General features: G+C 73.5%; 23 protein-coding genes and 1 pseudogene. 8 read left to right on the top strand and 16 right to left on the bottom strand.

Going from position 1 to position 19,467, the window contains the following annotated elements; all coding sequences use genetic code 11:
- Nucleotides 1-46 precede the first annotated feature (46 nt).
- Genes AS857_RS21195 through hisI form a run of 3 tightly spaced genes read right to left on the bottom strand, consistent with a single transcriptional unit; the run spans nucleotide 47 to nucleotide 2,589 of the window.
- Complete coding sequence (locus AS857_RS21195; RefSeq protein WP_058044864.1) at nucleotides 47-634, bottom strand: TIGR02234 family membrane protein; 588 nt, start codon at nucleotides 632-634, stop codon at nucleotides 47-49.
- Nucleotides 635-682: 48 nt separating this feature from the next.
- Nucleotides 683-2,209: an anthranilate synthase component I gene (locus AS857_RS21190; RefSeq protein WP_058044863.1), complete on the bottom strand. Its 1,527-nt coding sequence runs from the start codon at nucleotides 2,207-2,209 to the stop codon at nucleotides 683-685.
- 11 nt (nucleotides 2,210-2,220) lie between these two features.
- Nucleotides 2,221-2,589, bottom strand: a complete 369-nt coding sequence (hisI, locus tag AS857_RS21185; RefSeq protein ID WP_058044862.1) for a phosphoribosyl-AMP cyclohydrolase — start codon at nucleotides 2,587-2,589, stop codon at nucleotides 2,221-2,223.
- Nucleotides 2,590-2,664: 75 nt separating this feature from the next.
- Here hisI and AS857_RS21180 point away from each other — a divergent pair, with 75 nt between their 5' ends.
- The 3 genes from AS857_RS21180 to AS857_RS21170 are packed head-to-tail and all read left to right on the top strand — an operon-like array spanning nucleotide 2,665 to nucleotide 4,765.
- On the top strand, nucleotides 2,665-3,513 hold the full coding sequence (locus AS857_RS21180) for a septum formation family protein (protein ID WP_058044861.1): 849 nt from the start codon (nucleotides 2,665-2,667) through the stop codon (nucleotides 3,511-3,513).
- Between the two features lie 46 nt (nucleotides 3,514-3,559).
- Complete coding sequence (locus AS857_RS21175) at nucleotides 3,560-4,192, top strand: TIGR03085 family metal-binding protein (protein WP_058044860.1); 633 nt, start codon at nucleotides 3,560-3,562, stop codon at nucleotides 4,190-4,192.
- Between the two features lie 39 nt (nucleotides 4,193-4,231).
- Complete coding sequence (locus AS857_RS21170; RefSeq protein WP_058044859.1) at nucleotides 4,232-4,765, top strand: DoxX family protein; 534 nt, start codon at nucleotides 4,232-4,234, stop codon at nucleotides 4,763-4,765.
- Nucleotides 4,766-4,917: 152 nt separating this feature from the next.
- Here AS857_RS21170 and hisF read toward each other — a convergent pair whose 3' ends face one another.
- The 8 genes from hisF to hisD form a co-directional block, all read right to left on the bottom strand.
- Nucleotides 4,918-5,673, bottom strand: a complete 756-nt coding sequence (hisF, locus tag AS857_RS21165) for an imidazole glycerol phosphate synthase subunit HisF (protein ID WP_058044858.1) — start codon at nucleotides 5,671-5,673, stop codon at nucleotides 4,918-4,920.
- Complete coding sequence (locus AS857_RS21160; protein WP_058044857.1) at nucleotides 5,670-6,071, bottom strand: RidA family protein; 402 nt, start codon at nucleotides 6,069-6,071, stop codon at nucleotides 5,670-5,672. The genes hisF and AS857_RS21160 overlap by 4 nt, the downstream gene beginning before the upstream one ends.
- The gene (priA, locus tag AS857_RS21155) at nucleotides 6,068-6,793 is read right to left on the bottom strand and encodes a bifunctional 1-(5-phosphoribosyl)-5-((5-phosphoribosylamino)methylideneamino)imidazole-4-carboxamide isomerase/phosphoribosylanthranilate isomerase PriA (RefSeq protein WP_058044856.1); all 726 of its coding nucleotides are present in this window, start codon (nucleotides 6,791-6,793) and stop codon (nucleotides 6,068-6,070) included. The genes AS857_RS21160 and priA overlap by 4 nt, the downstream gene beginning before the upstream one ends.
- On the bottom strand, nucleotides 6,790-7,434 hold the full coding sequence (gene hisH / locus AS857_RS21150) for an imidazole glycerol phosphate synthase subunit HisH (RefSeq protein ID WP_058044855.1): 645 nt from the start codon (nucleotides 7,432-7,434) through the stop codon (nucleotides 6,790-6,792). Before hisH ends, priA begins: the two co-directional genes overlap by 4 nt.
- Nucleotides 7,431-7,598: a hypothetical protein gene (locus AS857_RS40465; RefSeq protein WP_058044854.1), complete on the bottom strand. Its 168-nt coding sequence runs from the start codon at nucleotides 7,596-7,598 to the stop codon at nucleotides 7,431-7,433. Before AS857_RS40465 ends, hisH begins: the two co-directional genes overlap by 4 nt.
- A complete protein-coding gene (gene hisB / locus AS857_RS21140; RefSeq protein ID WP_058044853.1) occupies nucleotides 7,595-8,188 on the bottom strand; it encodes an imidazoleglycerol-phosphate dehydratase HisB in 594 nt (197 codons plus the stop codon). The genes AS857_RS40465 and hisB overlap by 4 nt, the downstream gene beginning before the upstream one ends.
- A gap of 142 nt (nucleotides 8,189-8,330) precedes the next feature.
- A complete protein-coding gene (locus AS857_RS21135; RefSeq protein WP_058046958.1) occupies nucleotides 8,331-9,437 on the bottom strand; it encodes a histidinol-phosphate transaminase in 1,107 nt (368 codons plus the stop codon).
- Between the two features lie 5 nt (nucleotides 9,438-9,442).
- Nucleotides 9,443-10,780, bottom strand: a complete 1,338-nt coding sequence (gene hisD, locus AS857_RS21130; protein ID WP_058044852.1) for a histidinol dehydrogenase — start codon at nucleotides 10,778-10,780, stop codon at nucleotides 9,443-9,445.
- A gap of 146 nt (nucleotides 10,781-10,926) precedes the next feature.
- Between hisD and AS857_RS21125 the strand changes: the two genes are divergently transcribed.
- From AS857_RS21125 to AS857_RS42545, 4 genes are all read left to right on the top strand, one after another.
- Nucleotides 10,927-12,528 (top strand): hypothetical protein, encoded by a 1,602-nt coding sequence (locus tag AS857_RS21125; RefSeq protein WP_058044851.1) that lies wholly within the window; start codon nucleotides 10,927-10,929, stop codon nucleotides 12,526-12,528.
- 44 nt (nucleotides 12,529-12,572) lie between these two features.
- Nucleotides 12,573-13,310, top strand: coding sequence for an LON peptidase substrate-binding domain-containing protein (locus tag AS857_RS21120; RefSeq protein WP_058044850.1), 738 nt, complete (start codon nucleotides 12,573-12,575; stop codon nucleotides 13,308-13,310).
- A gap of 17 nt (nucleotides 13,311-13,327) precedes the next feature.
- Nucleotides 13,328-13,828: a Cys-tRNA(Pro) deacylase gene (gene ybaK / locus AS857_RS21115; protein WP_058044849.1), complete on the top strand. Its 501-nt coding sequence runs from the start codon at nucleotides 13,328-13,330 to the stop codon at nucleotides 13,826-13,828.
- 100 nt (nucleotides 13,829-13,928) lie between these two features.
- The gene (locus tag AS857_RS42545) at nucleotides 13,929-14,003 is read left to right on the top strand and encodes a 50S ribosomal protein bL37 (protein WP_430542707.1); all 75 of its coding nucleotides are present in this window, start codon (nucleotides 13,929-13,931) and stop codon (nucleotides 14,001-14,003) included.
- A gap of 303 nt (nucleotides 14,004-14,306) precedes the next feature.
- Here the strand turns inward: AS857_RS42545 and AS857_RS21110 are convergent, their stop codons facing one another.
- The 5 genes and pseudogenes from AS857_RS21110 to AS857_RS40715 form a co-directional block, all read right to left on the bottom strand.
- On the bottom strand, nucleotides 14,307-14,924 hold the full coding sequence (locus tag AS857_RS21110; RefSeq protein WP_058044848.1) for an ABC transporter permease: 618 nt from the start codon (nucleotides 14,922-14,924) through the stop codon (nucleotides 14,307-14,309).
- 56 nt (nucleotides 14,925-14,980) lie between these two features.
- Nucleotides 14,981-15,817, bottom strand: a complete 837-nt coding sequence (locus AS857_RS21105; RefSeq protein ID WP_079110541.1) for an ABC transporter permease — start codon at nucleotides 15,815-15,817, stop codon at nucleotides 14,981-14,983.
- A gap of 55 nt (nucleotides 15,818-15,872) precedes the next feature.
- Nucleotides 15,873-16,844 carry an ABC transporter ATP-binding protein gene (locus tag AS857_RS21100; RefSeq protein ID WP_058046957.1) on the bottom strand — a complete coding sequence of 324 codons (972 nt, stop codon included), beginning with the start codon at nucleotides 16,842-16,844 and terminating at the stop codon, nucleotides 15,873-15,875.
- A gap of 109 nt (nucleotides 16,845-16,953) precedes the next feature.
- Nucleotides 16,954-17,388, bottom strand: a pseudogene (locus AS857_RS21095) (NYN domain-containing protein); the annotation flags it as partial.
- 439 nt (nucleotides 17,389-17,827) lie between these two features.
- Nucleotides 17,828-18,985 carry an NYN domain-containing protein gene (locus tag AS857_RS40715; RefSeq protein ID WP_079110540.1) on the bottom strand — a complete coding sequence of 386 codons (1,158 nt, stop codon included), beginning with the start codon at nucleotides 18,983-18,985 and terminating at the stop codon, nucleotides 17,828-17,830.
- 256 nt (nucleotides 18,986-19,241) lie between these two features.
- On the opposite strand from AS857_RS40715, the gene AS857_RS40450 reads away from it, so the two are divergent.
- Nucleotides 19,242-19,415 (top strand): hypothetical protein, encoded by a 174-nt coding sequence (locus tag AS857_RS40450; protein WP_173864789.1) that lies wholly within the window; start codon nucleotides 19,242-19,244, stop codon nucleotides 19,413-19,415.
- Nucleotides 19,416-19,467 lie beyond the last annotated feature (52 nt).

The following is a 19,467-nucleotide window of genomic DNA, read 5'->3' as shown; positions in this document are numbered from 1 at the left end:
CCGACGGCCGGGGCCGCCTCGATCCGGGGGGCGCCGCCGGGGCGTGTCACGCCCTGGTGGGGTCCTCGCCGCGGTCGAGGGCCTTCCACAGCTCCTCGGGGCGCTCCGGGTCGGGGGCGGTGCGGGTGCGGCGCGGGCGCGGAGTGCCGTCGCGCTCGTACCGCCCGGACATGGCCGGCCAGTGGCGGCCGTAACGCAGGGCGAGGAGCCCCGCGAGCATCAGCAGGACGCCGCCCGCGAGGGCGACCCACGGCCACGCCGTGTGGGTGACGTTGTCGATGGCGCCGCTGGTGAGCCCGTTGGCCTTGGCGGCCTGCTCGTCCAGGGCGGAGGTGTCCCCCGCACCGGTGACCGCGCCGGCCACGACCCCGGCGCCCGCGAGGACGAGCCCGGCGGACACCACGGTGCGCCAGACGCCGCGGACGGCGAAGACCGCCACGAGGGCGGCGAGGCCGACGACGGCGAGGGCGCCGGGCAGGCCGGTGACGTCCTGGCCGCTGACGTGCTTGGCGACGGTGCTCTGGGCGACGGTCGTCGTCCCCTCGGCCCAGGTGCGGCCGCCCGCGAGCAGGGCGAGGGCGGCGCCGGCCGCGCCGAGGAGCAGCGCGGTGCCTACGGTTCTTCCAGTGCTCACGGGTCCACTATCCCTTGTGGGTGGTTTGTCGGCGCCGCCGGGGGGCGGCTAGGCGAGCCGGTTCGCGGTGTGCACGGCGCGCAGCACCGCCGCCGCCTTGTTGCGGCACTCCGCGTCCTCCGCCGCCGGGTCGGAGTCGGCGACGACGCCCGCGCCCGCCTGGACGTAGGCGGTGCCCTCCTTCAGGACGGCGGTGCGGATGGCGATGGCGGTGTCGGAGTCCCCGGCGAAGTCCAGGTAGCCGACGCAGCCGCCGTACAGGCCGCGGCGCGACGGCTCCAGCTCCTCGATGATCTGCATGGCGCGCGGCTTGGGCGCGCCGGAGAGCGTGCCGGCCGGGAAGCAGGCGGTGAGCACGTCGAAGGCGGTGCGCCCGGCGGCCAGGCGGCCGGTGACCGTGGAGACGATGTGCATCACGTGGCTGTAGCGCTCGATCGACATGAAGTCGACGACCTCGACGCTGCCGGGCTCGCAGACCCGCCCGAGGTCGTTGCGGCCGAGGTCGACGAGCATCAGGTGCTCGGCGCGCTCCTTGGCGTCGCCGAGGAGCTCCTCGGCGAGCGCGGCGTCCGCCTGCGGGGTGGCCCCGCGCGGCCGGGTGCCGGCGATGGGGTGCACCATGGCCTGCCCGTCCTCGACCTTGACGAGCGCCTCCGGGCTGGAGCCGACGACGTCGAACCCGTCGAACCGGAACAGGTACATGTACGGGCTCGGGTTCGTCGCCCGCAGCACGCGGTAGACGTCGAGCGCGGAGGCCGTGCAGGGCGTCTCGAAGCGCTGCGAGGGCACGACCTGGAAGGCCTCGCCGGCGCGGATGCGCTCCTTGATGTCCTCGACGGCCGCCATGTAGTCCGGGCCGCCCCAGCGGGCGGTGTACCCGGGCAGCTCGGAGGGGGGCAGGGCAGTGGGGGCCGAGGGCGCGGGCCGGTGCAGGTCGGCGGCCATCGCGTCCAGCCGGGCGACGGCGTCGGCGTACGCCTCGTCCACGCCGGTGTCGAGGTCGTTGTGGTTGATCGCGTTGGCGATCAGCAGGACCGTGCCGTTCCAGTGGTCGAGGACGGCGAGGTCGGAGGTGAGGAGCATGGTGAGCTCGGGCAGGCCGAGGGGGTCGCGGTCCTCGCCGCCGTGCTCACCGATCTTCTCCAGGCGGCGGACGACGTCGTAGCCGAGGTAGCCCACCATGCCGCCGGTGAAGGGCGGCAGTCCGGCACCCTCTATGAGGTCGCGCGGGGTGTGCAGGGCGGCCACGGTGGCGCGCAGCGCCTCCAGCGGGTCGCCCTCGGTGGGGACGCCGACGGGAGGGGTGCCGAGCCACTGCGTCCGGCCGTCGCGCGCGGTGAGGGTCGCGGCGCTGCGGACGCCCACGAACGAGTAGCGCGACCAGGTGCGGCCGTTCTCCGCGGACTCCAGCAGGAAGGTGCCGGGGCGCTCGGCGGCGAGCTTGCGGTACAGGCCGACGGGGGTGTCGCCGTCGGCGAGGAACCGCCGGGTGACCGGGATGACCCGGCGGTCCTTCGCGAGCGTACGGAAGGTGTCGGCGTCCGGGGTGATGTCACCGGTGGTCGTGGCAGCCATGGCAGCGGAGCCTACTTGCCCAGCGGGAGGACGTCGGCATCGAAACAGGTGCGGTCGCCTGTGTGGCAGGCGGCGCCCACCTGGTCGACCTTGACGAGGAGGGTGTCCTTGTCGCAGTCGAGGGCCACGGACTTCACGTGCTGGACGTGTCCGGACGTGTCGCCCTTGACCCAGTATTCCCGGCGGCTGCGGCTCCAGTAGGTGCAGCGGCCGGTGGTCAGGGTGCGGTGGAGCGCCTCGTCGTCCATCCAGCCGAGCATGAGCACCTCGCCGGTGTCGTACTGCTGGGCGATGGCGGGAATCAGCCCGTCGGCGCTGCGCTTGAGGCGCGCGGCGATGGCGGGGTCGAGGGAGGACGCGGGGGCGGTGTTGCCGGTCATGGGGTCCATTCTGCCGCGCGGGCCGGCCGGGACCCCCCGAACGGGCCTGTCAGTGGCGTACGGCATGCTTCGCCCATGAGTACTCCGCCCTCGAACCCCCCGCAGCCCCCCGGTGGCGGCGGTGGGTTCGGCCCGCCGCAGCAGTTCGGGCCGCCGTCGGCCCAGCCGCCCGCCCAGCCCTACGGACAGCCCCAAGCGCCGCAGGGATACGGCCAGCAGCCCGGCTTCGGTCAGCAGCCGGGTTTCGGCCAGTACGGCCAGTACGGCCAGCAACAGCAGTACGGACAGCAGTTCGGCCAGCCCATGCCTCCGCCGCCCCCGCCCTCGGGCGGCAACGGCGCGAAGGTCGCCGCGATCGTCATCGGCTGCGTCCTGGTGGTCGGCCTCATCGTGGGCGGCATCATGCTGACCGCCGGCGGCGACAAGGAGGACAAGCCGACCGCCAAGCCGAAGAGCTCGTCGGCCCCGTCGGCGGCGCCCTCCGCGCCGGCCGTGGACCCGAGCGCCCCGGGCACCGACCCCTCGGGCCCGGAGCCGTCCTCCTCCGGCCTGCCGTCGATCTCCCGCGTGCCGTACGTGGTGCTCAAGCCCGGCCAGTGCTTCGACCACCCGCGCATGAGCATCGGGCTCACCGAGGTGAAGACGAAGCCGTGCAGCGGTCCGCACGACGGCGAGGTCATCGCCAACGAGACCCTGACCGGCAAGTTCGACACCGAGCTGGACATCCAGACCAAGGCCCGGGAGCTGTGCAAGAAGAGGGCGCAGGACCGCATGCGCTCCATAACCGACGGCAAGAACTACTACTCGTACGTGCTCTACCCGACCCCGACCACCTACGCCCGGGGCCAGGACCAGATCACGTGTTCGATGACGCTGAGCGTCTCGCAGGGCGGCCAGAAGATGGACAAGCCGCTGCCCGAGTAGTCGCGGGGGCGTGGCACCGGCAGGGGGCCGGCCTTAGGGTGGCGCCATGTCGACCCACGCCCAGCGCGAACGTCTGTTCCTCGCCGATCTGTTGGAGTCGGCGGGCCCGAACGCCCCGACGCTCTGCGGCGGCTGGCGGGCCCGTGACCTCGCGGCCCACGTCGTGGTGCGCGAGCGCCGCGCCGACGCCGCCGCCGGGATCGTGCTCAAGCCCCTGGCCGCACGCCTGGAGCGGGTGCAGGCGGAGTTCGCCGCCAAGCCCTACGAGGAGCTGATCCAGCTCATCCGCACCGGGCCGCCGCGGCTGTCGCCCTACGCCCTCAAGCAGATCGACGAGGCCGCGAACACGGTCGAGTTCTACGTGCACGCCGAGGACGTCCGCCGGGCCCAGCCGGACTGGGCCCCGCGCGAGATCGACCCCGTCTTCGCGGACGCCCTGTGGACCCGGCTGGAGCGGGTGGCCCGGATGCTCGGCCGCAGATCGCCCGTCGGCCTGGTCCTGCGCCGCCCGGACGGCCGTACGGCGGTCGCCCAGCGCGGCGCGCCGGTGGTGACCGTCACCGGGGAGCCCGGCGAGCTGACCCTCTTCGTCTTCGGCCGCCAGGCGGCCGCCCGGGTGGAGCTGGACGGCGAAAAGGACGCGGTGGCCAAGGTAGAGGCGGCCAAGCTGGGAATCTGAGGTTCCGTGCCGGACCCGACTCCGAAGAGGTGCCCTGCCATGGCGTACACCAGCAGACCCGCCCACTCCGCCCCGTCGCCCGCACCACCCCTGACCGGCTTCTCGCTGGGAATCCTGCTGCTCCGGATGATGCTCGGCCTCATCATGATGGGGCACGGCACGCAAAAGCTGTTCGGCTGGTTCGGCGAGCCGGGCCTCGACGCGGTCGCGAAGGCCTTCCAGGCCTGGGGCTATCCCGCGCCCAAGGCGATGGCCGTCATCGCGGGCCTCAGCGAGACGCTGGGCGGCGCCGGCCTCTTCCTCGGCCTCCTCACCCCACTGGCCGCGGCCGCCGTGCTGGGCACGATGGTCAACGCGCTCGGGGTGACGTGGGGCGGGTTCTTCCTCCCGAAGGGCATCGAGTTCACCCTGCTGGTCGCCGTCACGGCGGCGGCGCTCGCGCTCACGGGCCCCGGCAGGTACTCGGCGGACGCGCACCTGCCGGTCCTGCGGCAGCACCGGCTGTCCTACGGGATCGCGGCGATCGCCCTCGCCCTGGTGACGGGGGCGATCTTCCTGCTGATCCGTGACTAGCCTCCGGCGGATCTTCACCCGGCTACAGCGCGGTCCGGCACCGCCGGGCTGCCGTGTCGTGGCGTGTCGCCGTTGCGGCGGAAGAGGATTGCCCGCCGCAACGGCGAGGCACCACGACGGTGCGGACCGGCGGTGCCGGACCCACCGCGGGCCTACCGGACCGGGTGGCCCGCCTCGTGCAAGGCGCTCTTGACGTCGGCGATCCGCAGGTCACCGAAGTGGAAGACCGACGCGGCCAGGACCGCGTCCGCGCCTGCCGCCACCGCCGGAGCGAAGTGCTCCAAGCGTCCCGCGCCGCCGCTCGCGATGACCGGCACCGTGACGTGCTTGCGCACGGCCCGGATCATCTCGGTGTCGTAGCCGTCCTTGGTGCCGTCGGCGTCCATGGAGTTCAGCAGGATCTCCCCGGCGCCGAGCTCCGCCGCGCGGTGGGCCCACTCGACGGCGTCGAGGCCGGTGCCGCGGCGACCGCCGTGGGTGGTGACCTCGAAGCTGCCGGAGGGGGTGCGGCGGGCGTCGACCGACAGGACGAGGACCTGCCGGCCGAAGCGCTCGGCGATCTCCTGGACGAGCTCGGGCCGCTCGATGGCCGCCGTGTTGACGCCCACCTTGTCGGCACCGGCCCGCAGCAGCTTGTCGACGTCGGCCGCGGTGCGCACGCCGCCGCCGACGGTCAGCGGGATGAAGACCTGCTCGGCCGTGCGGCGGACCACGTCGTAGGTGGTCTCGCGGTTGCCGGAGGAGGCGGTGATGTCGAGGAACGTCAGCTCGTCGGCGCCCTCCCGGCCGTACACCTTGGCCATTTCCACCGGGTCGCCCGCGTCGCGCAGGTTCTGGAAGTTGACGCCCTTGACGACACGGCCGTTGTCCACGTCCAGGCAGGGGATGACTCGGACCGCCAGGGTCATGTGCTCGTTGCTCCTCGGTACGCTTCCAGCTCTACTTCGACCAGCACGCGCGAGTCGACGAAGCCGGAGACGACGATCAGGGTCGCCGCCGGGCGGACCGCGTCGAAGAGCTCCTTGTGGGCACGGCCCACCTCGTCCACGTCTCGCGCGTGGGTCAGGTACATCCGGGTGCGGACGACGGCCTCGGGGCCGAGGCCGAACCGCTCCAGCGCGGCGAGGGCGTTGCCGAAGGCCGACCTGGCCTGTTCGTACGGATCGCCCTCGCCGTTCAGCACGGTGCCGGTGAACGGCATGGTGCCGGCCACGAGCACCCGGTCTCCCGCCGCGACGGCGCGCGCACAACCGAAGGCCTCTTCCCAGGGACTGTCGCTCTGCACACGCTGCACGGCTTCGGTCATACGGACACAGCCTCCAGGGCCTCTTCCAAGGTGAACGCCTTGGCGTAGAGGGCCTTTCCGACGATGGCGCCTTCGACACCCTCCGGTACCAGGTTGGCGATCGCGCGCAGGTCGTCAAGGGACGAGACCCCGCCGGAGGCGACGACCGGCTTGTCGGTGGCCGCGCAGACGTTCTTCAGCAGCTCCAGGTTGGGGCCCTGGAGGGTGCCGTCCTTGGCGATGTCGGTGACGACGTAGCGGGCGCAGCCCTCGGAGTCGAGGCGGGCGAGGGTCTCGTAGAGGTCGCCGCCGTCGCGGGTCCAGCCGCGGCCGCGCAGGGTGGTGCCGCGGACGTCCAGGCCGACCGCGATCTTGTCGCCGTGCTCGGCGATGACCTTGGCGACCCACTCGGGGGTCTCCAGGGCGGCGGTGCCGAGGTTGACGCGGGTGCAGCCGGTGGCGAGGGCGGCGGCGAGCGAGGCGTCGTCGCGGATGCCGCCGGACAGCTCGACCTTGATGTCCATGGCCCCGGCCACCTGGGCGATGAGCTCGCGGTTGTCACCGGTGCCGAACGCGGCGTCCAGGTCGACCAGGTGCAGCCACTCGGCGCCCGAGCGCTGCCACGCGAGGGCCGCCTCCAGCGGGGAGCCGTACGAGGTCTCGGAGCCGGACTCGCCGTGGACGAGGCGCACGGCCTGGCCGTCGCGGACGTCGACGGCGGGGAGGAGTTCGAGCTTGCTCACAGGGTTCCGATCCAGTTGGTGAGGAGCTGGGCGCCGGCGTCGCCGGACTTCTCGGGGTGGAACTGGGTGGCCCACAGGGGGCCGTTCTCCACGGCGGCCACGAAGGGCTCGCCGTGCGTGGCCCAGGTGACCTTGGGGGCGCGGATGTGGGGGTTGGTCACCTCCAGGCTCCACTCGCGCACCGCGTAGGAGTGCACGAAGTAGTAGCGGGTGTCCGCGTCCAGGCCGGCGAAGAGCTGCGAGTCCGCGGCGGGCGTGACGGTGTTCCAGCCCATGTGCGGGACGACGTCCGCCTTGAGGGGCTCGACGACGCCGGGCCACTCGTCCAGGCCCTCGGTCTCCACGCCGTGCTCGATGCCGCGCTCGAAGAGGATCTGCATGCCGACGCAGATGCCCATCACGGGGCGGCCGCCGGAGAGCCGGCGCCCGACGAGCCAGTCGCCGCGGGCGGCGCGCAGGCCCTGCATGCAGGCCGCGAACGCGCCGACGCCGGGGACGAGGACGCCGTCGGCGTTCATGGCCTTGTCGTAGTCGCCGGTGATCTCGACGTCCGCGCCGACGTGGGCGAGGGCGCGCTCGGCGGAGCGGACGTTGCCGAAGCCGTAGTCGAAGACGACGACCTTCTTCTTCGGGGCGCTCATGACCACAGTCCTTCGATCCGGAGGGTTCCGGCGGTCAGGCACATCGCGGCGCCTATCCCGAGCAGCACGACGATGCCCTTGGGCATGCCCTGCTTGAGGAAGGAGATGATGCCGCCGACCAGGAACAGGCCGACGACGATGAGCGTGGTGGACAGGCCGTTCACAGGGCACCCTTCGTGGAGGGGAGGATTCCGGCAGCGCGGGGGTCGCGCTCGGAGGCATAGCGCAGGGCCCGGGCGAGGGCCTTGAACTGGCACTCCACGATGTGGTGCGCGTTGCGCCCGTACGGGACGTGCACGTGCAGGGCGATCTGCGCCTGCGCGACGAAGGACTCCAGGATGTGCCGGGTCATCGTCGTGTCGTACGTGCCGATCATCGGCGCCATGTTCTCGGGCTCGGTGTGCACCAGGTAGGGGCGGCCGGAGAGGTCGACGGTGACCTGGGCGAGGGACTCGTCCAGCGGGACCGTGCAGTTGCCGAAGCGGTAGATGCCCACCTTGTCGCCGAGGGCCTGCCGGAAGGCGGCGCCCAGCGCGAGGGCGGTGTCCTCGATGGTGTGGTGGGTGTCGATGTGCAGGTCGCCGTCGGTCTTGACGGTGAGGTCGAAGAGGCCGTGGCGGCCGAGCTGGTCGAGCATGTGGTCGTAGAAACCGACCCCGGTCGACACGTCGACCTGCCCGGTCCCGTCGAGATCGATCTCGACGAGAACGGAGGTCTCCTTGGTGGTGCGCTCTACGCGGCCCACGCGGTTCATACGGTGGTCTCCTTGCGGTTGCGCCGTCCGCGGCGCGCAATACGGTCGGCGTCGAACCGGACCCGGCCGGGGGTCCGGGGGCCCGCGGCGTCAGCCGCTGATGTCTGAGCCCCCGGGAGATGCAGCACGCGGCCCACGCGGTTCATGACTTGGTCTCCTTCAGTACTGCGCGGACCGCGTCCAGGAACGCGTCGTTCTCCTCCGGGGTGCCGGCGGTGACCCGCAGCCACCCCGGTACGCCGTTGTCCCGCACCAGCACGCCGTGGTCGAGGATGGCCCGCCACGCGGTGGGGCTGTCCTCGAACCGGCCGAACTGGACGAAGTTGGCGTCCGAGTCGGTCACCTCGCAGCCCATCGCGCGCAGCTCGGTGACCAGGCGGTCGCGCTCGGCCTTGAGCTGCTCGACGTAGCCGAGCAGCGTGTCCGTGTGCTCCAGGGCGGCCAGCGCCGTGGCCTGGGTGACGGCCGACAGGTGGTACGGCAGGCGGACGAGCTGGACGGCGTCGACCACGGCCGCGTCCGCGGCGAGGTAGCCGAGCCGGAGCCCGGCCGCACCGAACGCCTTGGACATGGTGCGGGAGACGACGAGGTTCGGGCGGCCCTCGATGAGCGGCAGCAGCGAGGGGCGGTGGCTGAACTCGCCGTACGCCTCGTCGACGACCACCAGCGAGGGCCCGGCCGCCTGCGCGGCCTCGTACAGCCGCAGGACCGTCTCCGCCCCGACCGCCGTGCCCGTGGGGTTGTTGGGCGAGCAGACGAAGACGACGTTCGGCCGGTGCTCGGCGATGGCGCGCTCGGCCGACTCCACGTCGATGGTGAAGTCGTCGCGGCGGGGGCCGGAGATCCAGCCGGTGCCGGTGCCGCGCGAGATCAGGGCGTGCATCGAGTACGAGGGCTCGAAGCCGATCGCGGTGCGGCCGGGGCCGCCGAAGGTCTGCAGCAGCTGCTGGAGGACCTCGTTGGAGCCGTTGGCCGCCCACACCTGACGCATGGTGACCTCGTGCCCGGCGGTGCGGGTGAGGTACTTGGCCAGCTCGGTGCGGAGCTCGACCGCATCCCGGTCGGGATAGCGGTTGAGGTGCCGCGCGGCCTCGGCGACGCGCTCGGCGATGCGGGCGACGAGGGGCTCGGGCAGCGGGTAGGGGTTCTCGTTGGTGTTCAGGCGTACGGGCACGTCCAGCTGGGGGGCGCCGTACGGGGACTTGCCGCGCAGCTCGTCCCGGATGGGGAGATCGTCGATACGGGTCACGTGCGTCACTTGCCGTCCGGAACCTTCCAGTCGAACCTTGCCTTGACCGCGGCCCCGTGCGCCGGCAGGTCCTCCGCCTCGGCGAGCGTCACCACGTGGCCCGCGACCTCGGCCAAGGCCTCCCGGGTGTAGTCCACGACGTGGATGCCGCGCAGGAAGCTCTGGACGGAAAGGCCGGAGGAGTGGCACGCGCAGCCGCCGGTGGGCAGCACGTGGTTGGAGCCGGCCGCGTAGTCGCCGAGCGAGACGGGGGCGTACGGGCCGACGAAGATCGCGCCGGCGTTCTGCACGCGGGCGGCGACGGCCGCGGCGTCGGCGGTCTGGATCTCCAGGTGCTCGGCGCCGTAGGCGTCGACGACGGCGAGGCCGTGGTCGACGGAGTCGACCAGGACGATGCCGGACTGGCGGCCGCCGAGCGCGGGCACGATCCGGTCCTCGACGTGCCGGGTCATGGCGACCTGGGTCTCGAGCTCCTTCTCCACCGCGTTCGCCAGGTCCTCCGAGTCGGTGACGAGGACGGAGGCGGCCAGCGGGTCGTGCTCGGCCTGGCTGATCAGGTCGGCGGCGACGTGCACGGGGTCGGCGGTGGCGTCCGCGAGGATGGCGATCTCGGTGGGGCCGGCCTCGGCGTCGATGCCGATGCGGCCCTTGAGCAGCCGCTTGGCGGCGGCGACCCAGATGTTGCCCGGGCCGGTGACCATGTTGACCGGGCGGCACTCCTCGGTGCCGTAGGCGAACATGGCGACGGCCTGGGCGCCGCCCGCGGCGTACACCTCGTCGACGCCCAGCAGCGCGCAGGCGGCCAGGATCGTGGGGTGCGGCAGGCCGCCGAAGCCGGCCTGGGGCGGGGAGGAGACGGCCATGGAGCCGACGCCGGCCTCCTGGGCCGGCACCACGTTCATGATCACGGACGAGGGGTAGACGGACCGGCCGCCCGGGACGTACAGCCCGACGCGCTGGACGGGCACCCAGCGCTCGGTGACCGTGCCGCCGGGCACGACCTGGACGGTCTTGTCGGTGCGGCGCTGCTCGCGGTGGACGATCCGGGCGCGGCGGATGGACTCCTCCAGCGCGGCGCGCACGGCGGGGTCGAGCTCCTCGAGGGCGCGGGTGATCGCCTCGGCGGGGACCCGGATCCGGTCGAGCGTGACGCCGTCGAACCGATGCGCGTAGTCGATCAGGGCCGCGGTACCGCGATGATGCACGTCCTCGCAGATGGGCCGCACCTTCTCCAGGGCGGCCTCGACGTCGAGTTCGGCTCGGGGCAGCAGGTCGCGGTCGACGCCGGCCTCGGGGGAGCCCGGGGCGGAGGCGGAACCACGCAGATCGATTCGGGAGATCACACGGTAATTGTCTCAGACCCGTACCGTCGCACGGCGCCCCGTACCACTCAGTGGTACGGGAGTTTCACCGAGAGTGTTCAATCGGTCACACGTTTGGGAAAGGGGACAGTACACCGAGGTGTACGGGACGGGAGGGGGTACGGAGCGTGACCGACCCGACGGACGGCGACCCGCCGGCGGAGCTCGAGCTGACACCCCCCGAGCGGGCCATGTGGGAGGCCTTCCGCCGCGGCGCCACCCACGACCTGCGCACCCCCCGCCCCGAGTGGAACGATCCGCGCGCGCCGCACGCGTGGGGGCCCGAGCGCAGCGTGCGGGCCCGGCTCGTGGCCCTCCTCCTGCTGGACGGCCCGCCCGCGCTGCCCGGCCGCGTCTGCGCCCTCAAGCTCAACGGCGTGCAGATCACCGGCCAGCTCGACCTGTCGGGGGGCACGGTCGTGCCGTACGTCGAGATGCACAACTGCCGCTTCGAGCAGGAGGTGCTGCTGCCCGAGAGCCACTTCACGACGCTGCGGCTGGTCGCCTGCGCCCTGCCCCGGCTGGAGGCCGCCCGGCTGCACACCGAGGGCGATCTGCACCTGCCGCGGTGCGCCGTCCAGCGCGGCATACGGCTCACCGACGCCCAGATAGGCACCGACCTGCTGCTCAACCAGCTCGTGGTGCGCGCGGACCGGCGCGGGGTGTCCATCGCCGCCGACGGCATCAGCGTCGGGCAGGACCTGCAGGCCGAGATGATGCGCTCGTACGGCGAGCTGAGCATGCGGGCCGCGACGATAGGGGTCTCGCTGAGCCTGCGCGGCTCCACGCTGAGCAATCCGCAGGGGCGGCGCGCGCTCAACGCCCCGCAGCTGACCGTGGAGCGCACGCTCTATCTGACCGGGGCCGGGGTCGGCGGCTATCCGTTCGCCACGGGCGCCACTCCCCCGTACGGCATCACCACCACCCCGCAGCACGGCATCCGCACCCAGGCCTTCGAGTGCCGCGGCGGAGTCCGCCTCGACGACGGCCGGTTCGGCGACGCCGTCGACTTCAGCCAGGCCCGGTTCGTCCTGGAGTCCGACCAGGAGCTGTCGCTGCGCCGCGTCCAGACCCCCGAGCTGCGCTTCCTCGGCGAATGGGTCCAGCGGGGCCGGGTGGTCCTCTCCGGGGCCCGCGTCTCCAACCTGGTCGACCGCTACGCGAGCTGGCCCGGCCCGGGCAATCTGGTGATGGCCGGCTTCTCCTACGAGACGCTGATACCGCTCGGCCACTTCCCCCTGGCCCTGCGCCTGGAATGGGTGGCCGCGGCCACCCCCGAATACGCCCCCGAGCCGTACGAGCGGCTGGCCGGCGCCCTGCGCGGCAGCGGCGAGGACGCCGACGCCCGCGCCGTCCTGCTCGCCAAGCAGCGGCGCCGCCGCGAGACGCTCCCCCCGGCCGGCAAGGCCTGGGGCTATCTGCAGGACTGGACGGTGGCCTACGGCTACCGCCCCGGGCGGGCGGCCGTGTGGATGGCCGTGCTGTGGGCGGCCGCCACGGTCTACTTCGCCTGGCGGCCCGTGCCGCCGCTGAAGGAGGGCGAAGGCCCCGCCTGGAGCCCCGAGCTCTACGCCCTCGACCTGCTCGTCCCCGTCATCGACCTGGGACAGGGCGGCGCCTGGCGGCCCACCGGCGCCGCGCAGTGGGTGGTGACCGCGCTCATCCTGCTGGGCTGGGTGCTCGCGACGACCGTGGCGGCCGGGGCGTCCCGGCTGCTGCGCCGGCAGTGAACGCCGGGGCGGCATTGCTGCACAGGCCATTAGGCTTACCGGCTGTGACCACCGCGCGCCTGCCCCTCTTCCCGCTGAACTCGGTGCTGTTCCCTGGGCTCGTCCTGCCCCTGAACGTCTTCGAACAGCGGTACCGCGCGCTGATGCGCGACCTGTCGGCGCTCCCGGAGGAGGAACCGCGCCGCTTCGGCGTCGTCGCCATCCGCGACGGCAGCGAGGTCGCGCCCACGGCGCCCGGGCTGCCCGAGGGCGCCCGCCCCGAGCCCGGCCCCGCCTCCGGCTTCGGCCCCGACCCCCGCAAGGCGTTCCACGCCGTGGGCTGCGTGGCCGAGGCGGCGACGATCCGCGAGCGCTCCGACGGCACGTACGAGGTCCTCTCCACCGGCACCACCCGCTTCCGCCTGCTGTCCGTCGACACCTCCGGCCCCTACCTGACCGGCGAGGTCGAGGACATCGAGGAGGAGCAGGGCGAAGGGGCGGGCGCGCTCGCCTCCGGGGTCGTCCGCGCCTTCCGCGCCTACCAGAAGCGGCTCGCGGGAGCGACCGAGCGCACGCTCGCCGGACAGAGCGACCTGCCGGGCGAGCCGTCCGTCCTCTCCTACCTGGTCGCCGCCGCGGCGATGCTCGACACCCCCGCCAAGCAGCGGCTCCTGGAGACGCCGGACACGGCCACGCGGCTCGCGCGCGAGCTGAAACTGCTGCGCACCGAGACCGCGGTGATCGGTAAGCTCCCCTCGCTGCCGGCCGTCGACTTCACCCGGCGGCCCACGAACCCCAACTGACCCGACGGGACGGACCCTTGGCACGCAAGGCCGGCAAACAGCAGGCGGGCTCGACCCCGGCGATCGTCGCCCTGGAGAAGGCCGGAGCCGCCTTCTCCGTGCACTCCTACGCCCACGACCCGGCGGCCCCGTCCTACGGCGAGGAGGCCGCGGAGGCGCTCGGGCGCGATCCCGCGGAGGTCTTCAAGACGCTCGTCGCCGAGGTCGACGGCGCCCTGACCGTGGCCGTCGTGCCCGTCTCCGGCTCGCTCGACCTCAAGGCGCTCGCGGCGGCGGTCGGCGGCAAGCGAGCCGCCATGGCCGATCCGGCGGCCGCCGAGCGCACCACGGGGTACGTACGGGGCGGCATCTCCCCGCTCGGGCAGCGCCGGCGCCTGCCGACCGCGCTGGACGCCTCCGCGCGCTCCCACGCGACCATCTGCGTCTCGGCCGGGCGGCGCGGCCTGGAGATCGAACTCTCCCCCGCCGACCTGGCCGCCCTCACGGACGCGGTGATCGCCCCCATCGCCCGCGCGTGACGCCGCGGGCGCCGGGGGTCTGGACGGCCGGCCGTCCCTCGACTACGACCGTCAGGAGCGGGCCGCCGCGCGTGCGGCCCGCGACCCGGGAGGGACGCCCATGTCGAAGCGCACCCGCAAGCGCCGCTGGCGCCTGAAGAAAAACCGCGCCAACCACGGCCGCAGGCCGGCGTAGCCGCACGCTCTCTCCGCCGCGGCGGCACGCAACCACTACGGACGACCCGGCGGCGCCGGACCGGCACCACGCCGGGGCCCGGCTCGGTGCCGCGGGGCATCTGCGGATTCCGCCGGACTCTCGCCACTGTGGCTACTCACCGTCGCGGCGGGAGGGTGTGCCCGTAGCTGCACCATTGCTCAACGCTTCCGCCCAAGCAGGCAGCTTCCGCCCCGGCGGGCACGGATTGCCGAAGCCGGTCCTCTTCCCCGCCGCAGCGGCGCGCAACCACTACGGACGAATCCGGCGGTGCCGGACCGGGCGTCAGGCCGAGGGGTCCGGGTCTGCCGGGACGGACCAGTCCGGTTCGGGGTCCCGGGGGCCGAAGACGGCCGTCAGGACCAGGTGCACCGCCAGCGCCGCCAGCGGCCACGCCAGCAGTGCGCCCTTGGCCGCGAGCTTCAGCGGGGCGTCGAAGACGACCCCGCGTCCCGCCGCGCGGGCCGCCGCCACCACGTCCGTCGTCGGGCCGAGCGCAGCGCCCACGCGCCAGGCGATCACCGAGGCGACCAGGGAACCGGCGGCGAGGCCGATGACCAGCGGGAGGCCCCCGCGGCGGCGGAGCAGGAAGACGACCGCGCCGCTCACCGCGCCGAACCCGAGCGCCAGCAGCACGAACATGCCGTCGGCGCCGATCGCCTGCTCCCCCTCGCTGTTCTTGAGGTACACCGCCTTGCCGTCCGAGATCAGCGGCACGCGCGGCGCCAGCCACATCCACAGCAGCCCGAGCAGCACTCCGGCGACGGCCACCACCGCGGCGACGACCGCGGCCTCCCGCGCCTCGGTGCGGAGCTCCTCCCGGTCGGCGGGGAGAACGGCGGGCCCGTCCGCGGCGGGCTGCTCGTCGGCGGGCTGGTCATGCGGCGTCAGGGGTGCGGTCACCCTGTCATCGTGCCAGGTCGGGGCCGCCGGGCCCGCGGCAGGACGGTCCTGGCGCGTCACCGCACGGCCGCCCGGCGGTACGCCCAGGTGGCCGCGGCCAGCGACACCACGCCGACGGCGGCGCACACGCCGAGGTCGGCCGCGACCACGGCCCAGTCGGGGCTCGCGTCGAAGCTGCGGGCCAGCGCCTCCACTCCGTACGTGGAGGGCAGCAGGTCGCGGGCGTAGGCGATGGGCGCGGGCATGTGGGCGGCGGGGAGCACGCCCAGCAGCAGCGCGGCCGACATGCCCAGCTGCCCGCAGAGCGTGGCCAGCTCCTGCCGGGGGGCGAGCAGCCCGAGGGCCGCGCCGAGCCCGGCGAGGGCGGCGCCGGAGAGGGGGACCACCGCGACGAGCACCCACAGGTGCCCCATCGGCAGGTCGAAGAGCACGCTGCCGACGACCGCGGTGACGGCCGTGCCGGGCACGGTGAAGGAGGCGTACGCGCCGGCCGCGCCGAGGACCACGGCCGCGGGCGGCACCGGCAGCGTCGCGTAGTGGTCGAGGCCGCCGCCGGCACGCAGCTGCCCGAAGTACTGGGCGAGGAGGTTGAGGGCGACGAAGGCAACGACGAGCACGCTGGAGCCCGCGACGACGGCGCGCGCCTCGTCGCCGCCGTCCACCACCCCGCGCATCATGATCATGATGCCGACGGACTGGAACGTGGCCACGAAGAGCAGCGGGATCCGCGCCACCTTGGCCCGCGAGAGCTGCGCGCGGTACACGGCGGCCAGGGCGGGCAGCAGCTTCGCCCTGGGCGCGAGCGGGGCGGCCTCTTCGCCGCCGGACCGCGGCCGGGAGTCGCTCCCGGTCCGGACCGCCCCGGACACCGCCTCTGCGGATACAGCACTCACCCGGCACAGCTCCTGTTCGGTCGGGTCCGGTGACCCCGTCTCGCCGTCGTCCCCGTCACGCCTTCACCAGCCCGTCCGCGCGGCCGCCGAGCGCCAGGTACACGTCCTCCAGGCTCGGCGTGGTCAGTGTGAAGTCGTCGAGCGCGGCGAAGGCGGGCCCGCCGGTCACGGCGGCGACGGCCGCGCGCGCCTCGGCGGGGGCGAGCCGCAGCGTCCAGCGGCGCCCCGCGGCGTGCGCGGCGTCGCGCAGCGCGGCGACCTCGGGGACGTGCAGCGGGGCCTCGTCGCGCCAGACGAGCTCGACGCGGACCTCGTCGCCGACGAGCTCCTTCAGCCCCGCGGGGGTGTCGCAGGCGATGATGCGTCCGCGCTCCAGCACGGCGACGCGGTCGAGGACGGTCTCGGCCTCGATGACGTTGTGGGTGACGAGCAGGACGGTCGCCCCGCGCTCGGCGCGCCGCCGGTCGACGGCGGCCCAGACGGCGCGGCGGGCCACGGGGTCCATGCCGGCGGTGGGTTCGTCGAGGACGAGCACGGGCCGGTCGCCGACGAGCGCGGCGGCGAAGCAGGCCAGCCGGCGCTGGCCGCCGGAGAGCTTCTTCAGCGGGCGCCCGGCGATGTCCGTGAGGCCCAGCTCCTCGAGGACGGCGTCGCGCTCGGCGCGGGCGGCGCGCAGGCCGAGGCCGCGCAGCCGGCCGGTGGTCTCGGCGGCGAGGGAGACCGTCAGCTCGTCGAGCGCGGTCGATTCCTGGCCGAGGTAGCCGACGAGCCGGGCGGCGCGCTCGGGGTGGCGCACGAGGTCGTGGCCGAGGAGCTCGACGCTGCCCTCGTCGGGCCGCAGCAGGCCGGTCAGCTGGCGCACCAGGGTGGACTTGCCGGCTCCGTTGGGGCCGAGCAGTCCGAAGATCTCGCCGCGCCGGACCTCCAGGTCGATGCCGTCGCTGGCGCGCACGGCCGCGGTCCCGGGCGCACCGCGGCGGCCGCGCGCGGCGGGGTAGGTCTTGACCAGGCCGCGCACGGTGCACACCGTGGCGGCTGCCGCCGCCTCTTTCACGCCCGTCCTCACGAGCTATGAGGGTACGCGGTTGGGCTCGCGCCCCGGCCGTTGGGGCGCCCGAAGGCGGGGCGTGGTGCCGTCAGTCGCCCACCGGCGCCTTCTCCGCGGCCGTGCGCGCGTCGATTTCGCGCCAGAACCCGGCACGGATCGCATAGCGGTCGTGCTCGTCGATCTGGTCGTCCTTGTGGGCGAGGAGCCCGAACCGGGCGGCGTAGCGGAGCAGCTCGCCGTCGATGCGGTGCGGGATGCGGGGGTACTCCGTGGAGAGGTGCTGCAGGTGGACGGCGTCGGGGAGCCGCTCGGCCCAGCGCCGGGCGAAGACCTGGCCGACCTCGAAGGGGTCGCCGCCGACGGTGGTGATGTCCTCCTCGCGGTCCGCCCAGCGCTGCTCGGCGCTGGTGAGCTGGGCGAGCATCGGCAGGGAGGCGGTTTCGGGGGGCTCGCCGAGCCCGGTGCCGGTGCCGCGCTCGATCCAGCCCTTGTCGGAGGACCAGCGCAGGGTGGCGTTGGCGGCGAGGGTGCCGCCCTGGCCGCCGCCCTGGCCCGGCTGCCCGCCGGGGCCGGACTGGGCCGCGGCGGGCTGGCCGGCGGGGCCGCGGCCCAGTCCGGCCCCGGCGGGCAGCCGGGCCAGGGCGGCGGTGTTGACCAGCCCCTCCGACCAAGCCCGACTCCACAGGGTGCTGCGCCGTGCGGCAGACGCTGGTGACGACGATGCGGCCCTGGCTGCTCTCGGCAATGACTTCCCCCGAAACTGGCCACTGCCTGGGCACTACATGGCACAGGTCGTATAGGCCGTCCACGGGTGTCCAGCAGATCCAGGAGAGGCGCTGAAAGCCAGGTCAGGGCCTTCTTGTCTCGGGGAGCCCGTGCAGTCGGTGACAGCTGTGTGATAGTCCGTGAGACGGCGAACCCCCGCAGGGAGACCTCCCTGCGGGGGTTCGCCGTCTCACGGACTACGACGGTGTGCAGCGTGCGATGCGGGCGCCGCCGTACTCCGGCTCTCCGCTGTCGAGCACGCGAAGCAGGGAGGCGGTGACAACACGCGTCTTACGGCCGATGCGTGTCACGCGGCAGGGGAACTCGCCTTGACGGACCAGGTCGTAGCCCTTCGCCCGCGAGATCCCGAGGGCCTTGGACGCGTCCTCCACGCTCCCCGTCCCGCTCAAGGTGGCGCGGATGTGCGTAGGGCTGTACTGGGCACCCTGCAGCTCGTCAGTCTGCCTGTGCATTGTGGATTCTCCAGTCGCTTTCAAATTGGCGCTGCCTATATGGCGCCAGTAGGTTCCGGAACCTACTGGCGCCATATAGGCAGCGCCAATTTGAAAGCGACTGGAGAATCCACAATGCACAGGCAGACTGACGAGCTGCAGGGTGCCCAGTACAGCCCTACGCACATCCGCGCCACCTTGAGCGGGCCGGGAGCCGTTGCGCTCGGCGGGGACCGGCTCGGCCGGGCGGGGCGACGGGGCCGCGCCCGCCGCGGCGGTCTCGGGGAGGGGGGCGGAGAGGATCGCGGCGATCTCGGGGCGGGGCGCGGGCTGCGGGGCGCAGGGCCCGGTGAGCTCCTTGGCGCGGACGGCGCGGGTGATCCAGGTGCGGTCGAGGACGCGGCGCTCGTCGGCCTCGGCGACGAGGTCCTCGGACTGGTTGTAGTCGCCGTCGGCGGCCTGGACGGCCCACAGGTGGACGGCGACGCCGTGCTCCTTGGCGGACATCAGGCCCGGGAGGAGGTCGCCGTCGCCGGTGACGAGCACGATGTCGGAGCAGGCGCGGTTGCGGGCGAGCTCGGTGAGCTCGGCGTGCATGGCGGCGTCGACGCCCTTCTGCGCCCAGCGGCCGTCGCTGCGGGTCAGGGCCCCCAGCCGGACGGTGACGCGGGGCATGACGCGCAGCCTGCGGTGCTCGGGCTGGGGCACCCGGTCGGGCGCGCCGTCGAACCAGTAGATCCTCAGCAGGGGCTGCTCGGTCTCGGCCTCGGCGCGCTCACGCAGCCCCCGGATGAGGATCGCGTGGTCGACGGAGATACGGGACCGGGCGGGCTCGCCGGCCAGCAGGCTCGCGGCGGCGCCCAGCAGGTACCCGGCGTCCACCAGGACGACGCAGCGGTCCACGTTCCACCCTCTTTCTGTGCGTGCAGAAATTGCGGTCGCCCCCCGGCACGGCAAGCAGTGCCCCGGTTCTCCTCGGCTTTCCCTGGAGTCTGCCCGACCGTGCGGGGGTTATCAGTCCGAACTGGATCTTCGGCGTGGCGGATACGCCTTCCCGGCGGTAAGTGCACGGATCACGCACGGTAATTACCCGAAATGCGCCATTCGCCGGTGCGTGCGAGTGTGTTCGGCGGGGGGACACCCCGAGTGGAGGCTGAGCATGGCGAAGAACAAGAAGCAGGACAGGAGCCAGCAGCGGGGCAGCGCCGCGGAGCGCGGACAGCAGCAGGCCAAGAGCTCCTCGATCGAGTCCCAGAGCGACCAGCGGGCCACGCAGGTCACCCCGGGCGACATGGCTCGCAAGAGCAAGCAGAAGCGCTTCGGGCACAACTGAGCGGTGCCCGCACGGCATCCGGCCGATAAGCGACGGCGCCCGGCGGCGCTTT

It is taken from the genome of Streptomyces roseifaciens, from assembly GCF_001445655.1.
GTDB classification, from domain to species: Bacteria; Actinomycetota; Actinomycetes; order Streptomycetales; family Streptomycetaceae; genus Streptomyces; species Streptomyces aureoversilis.
The sequence above is the reverse complement of the archived record's forward strand: the minus strand, read 5'-3'. Positions and strand labels throughout refer to the sequence as shown.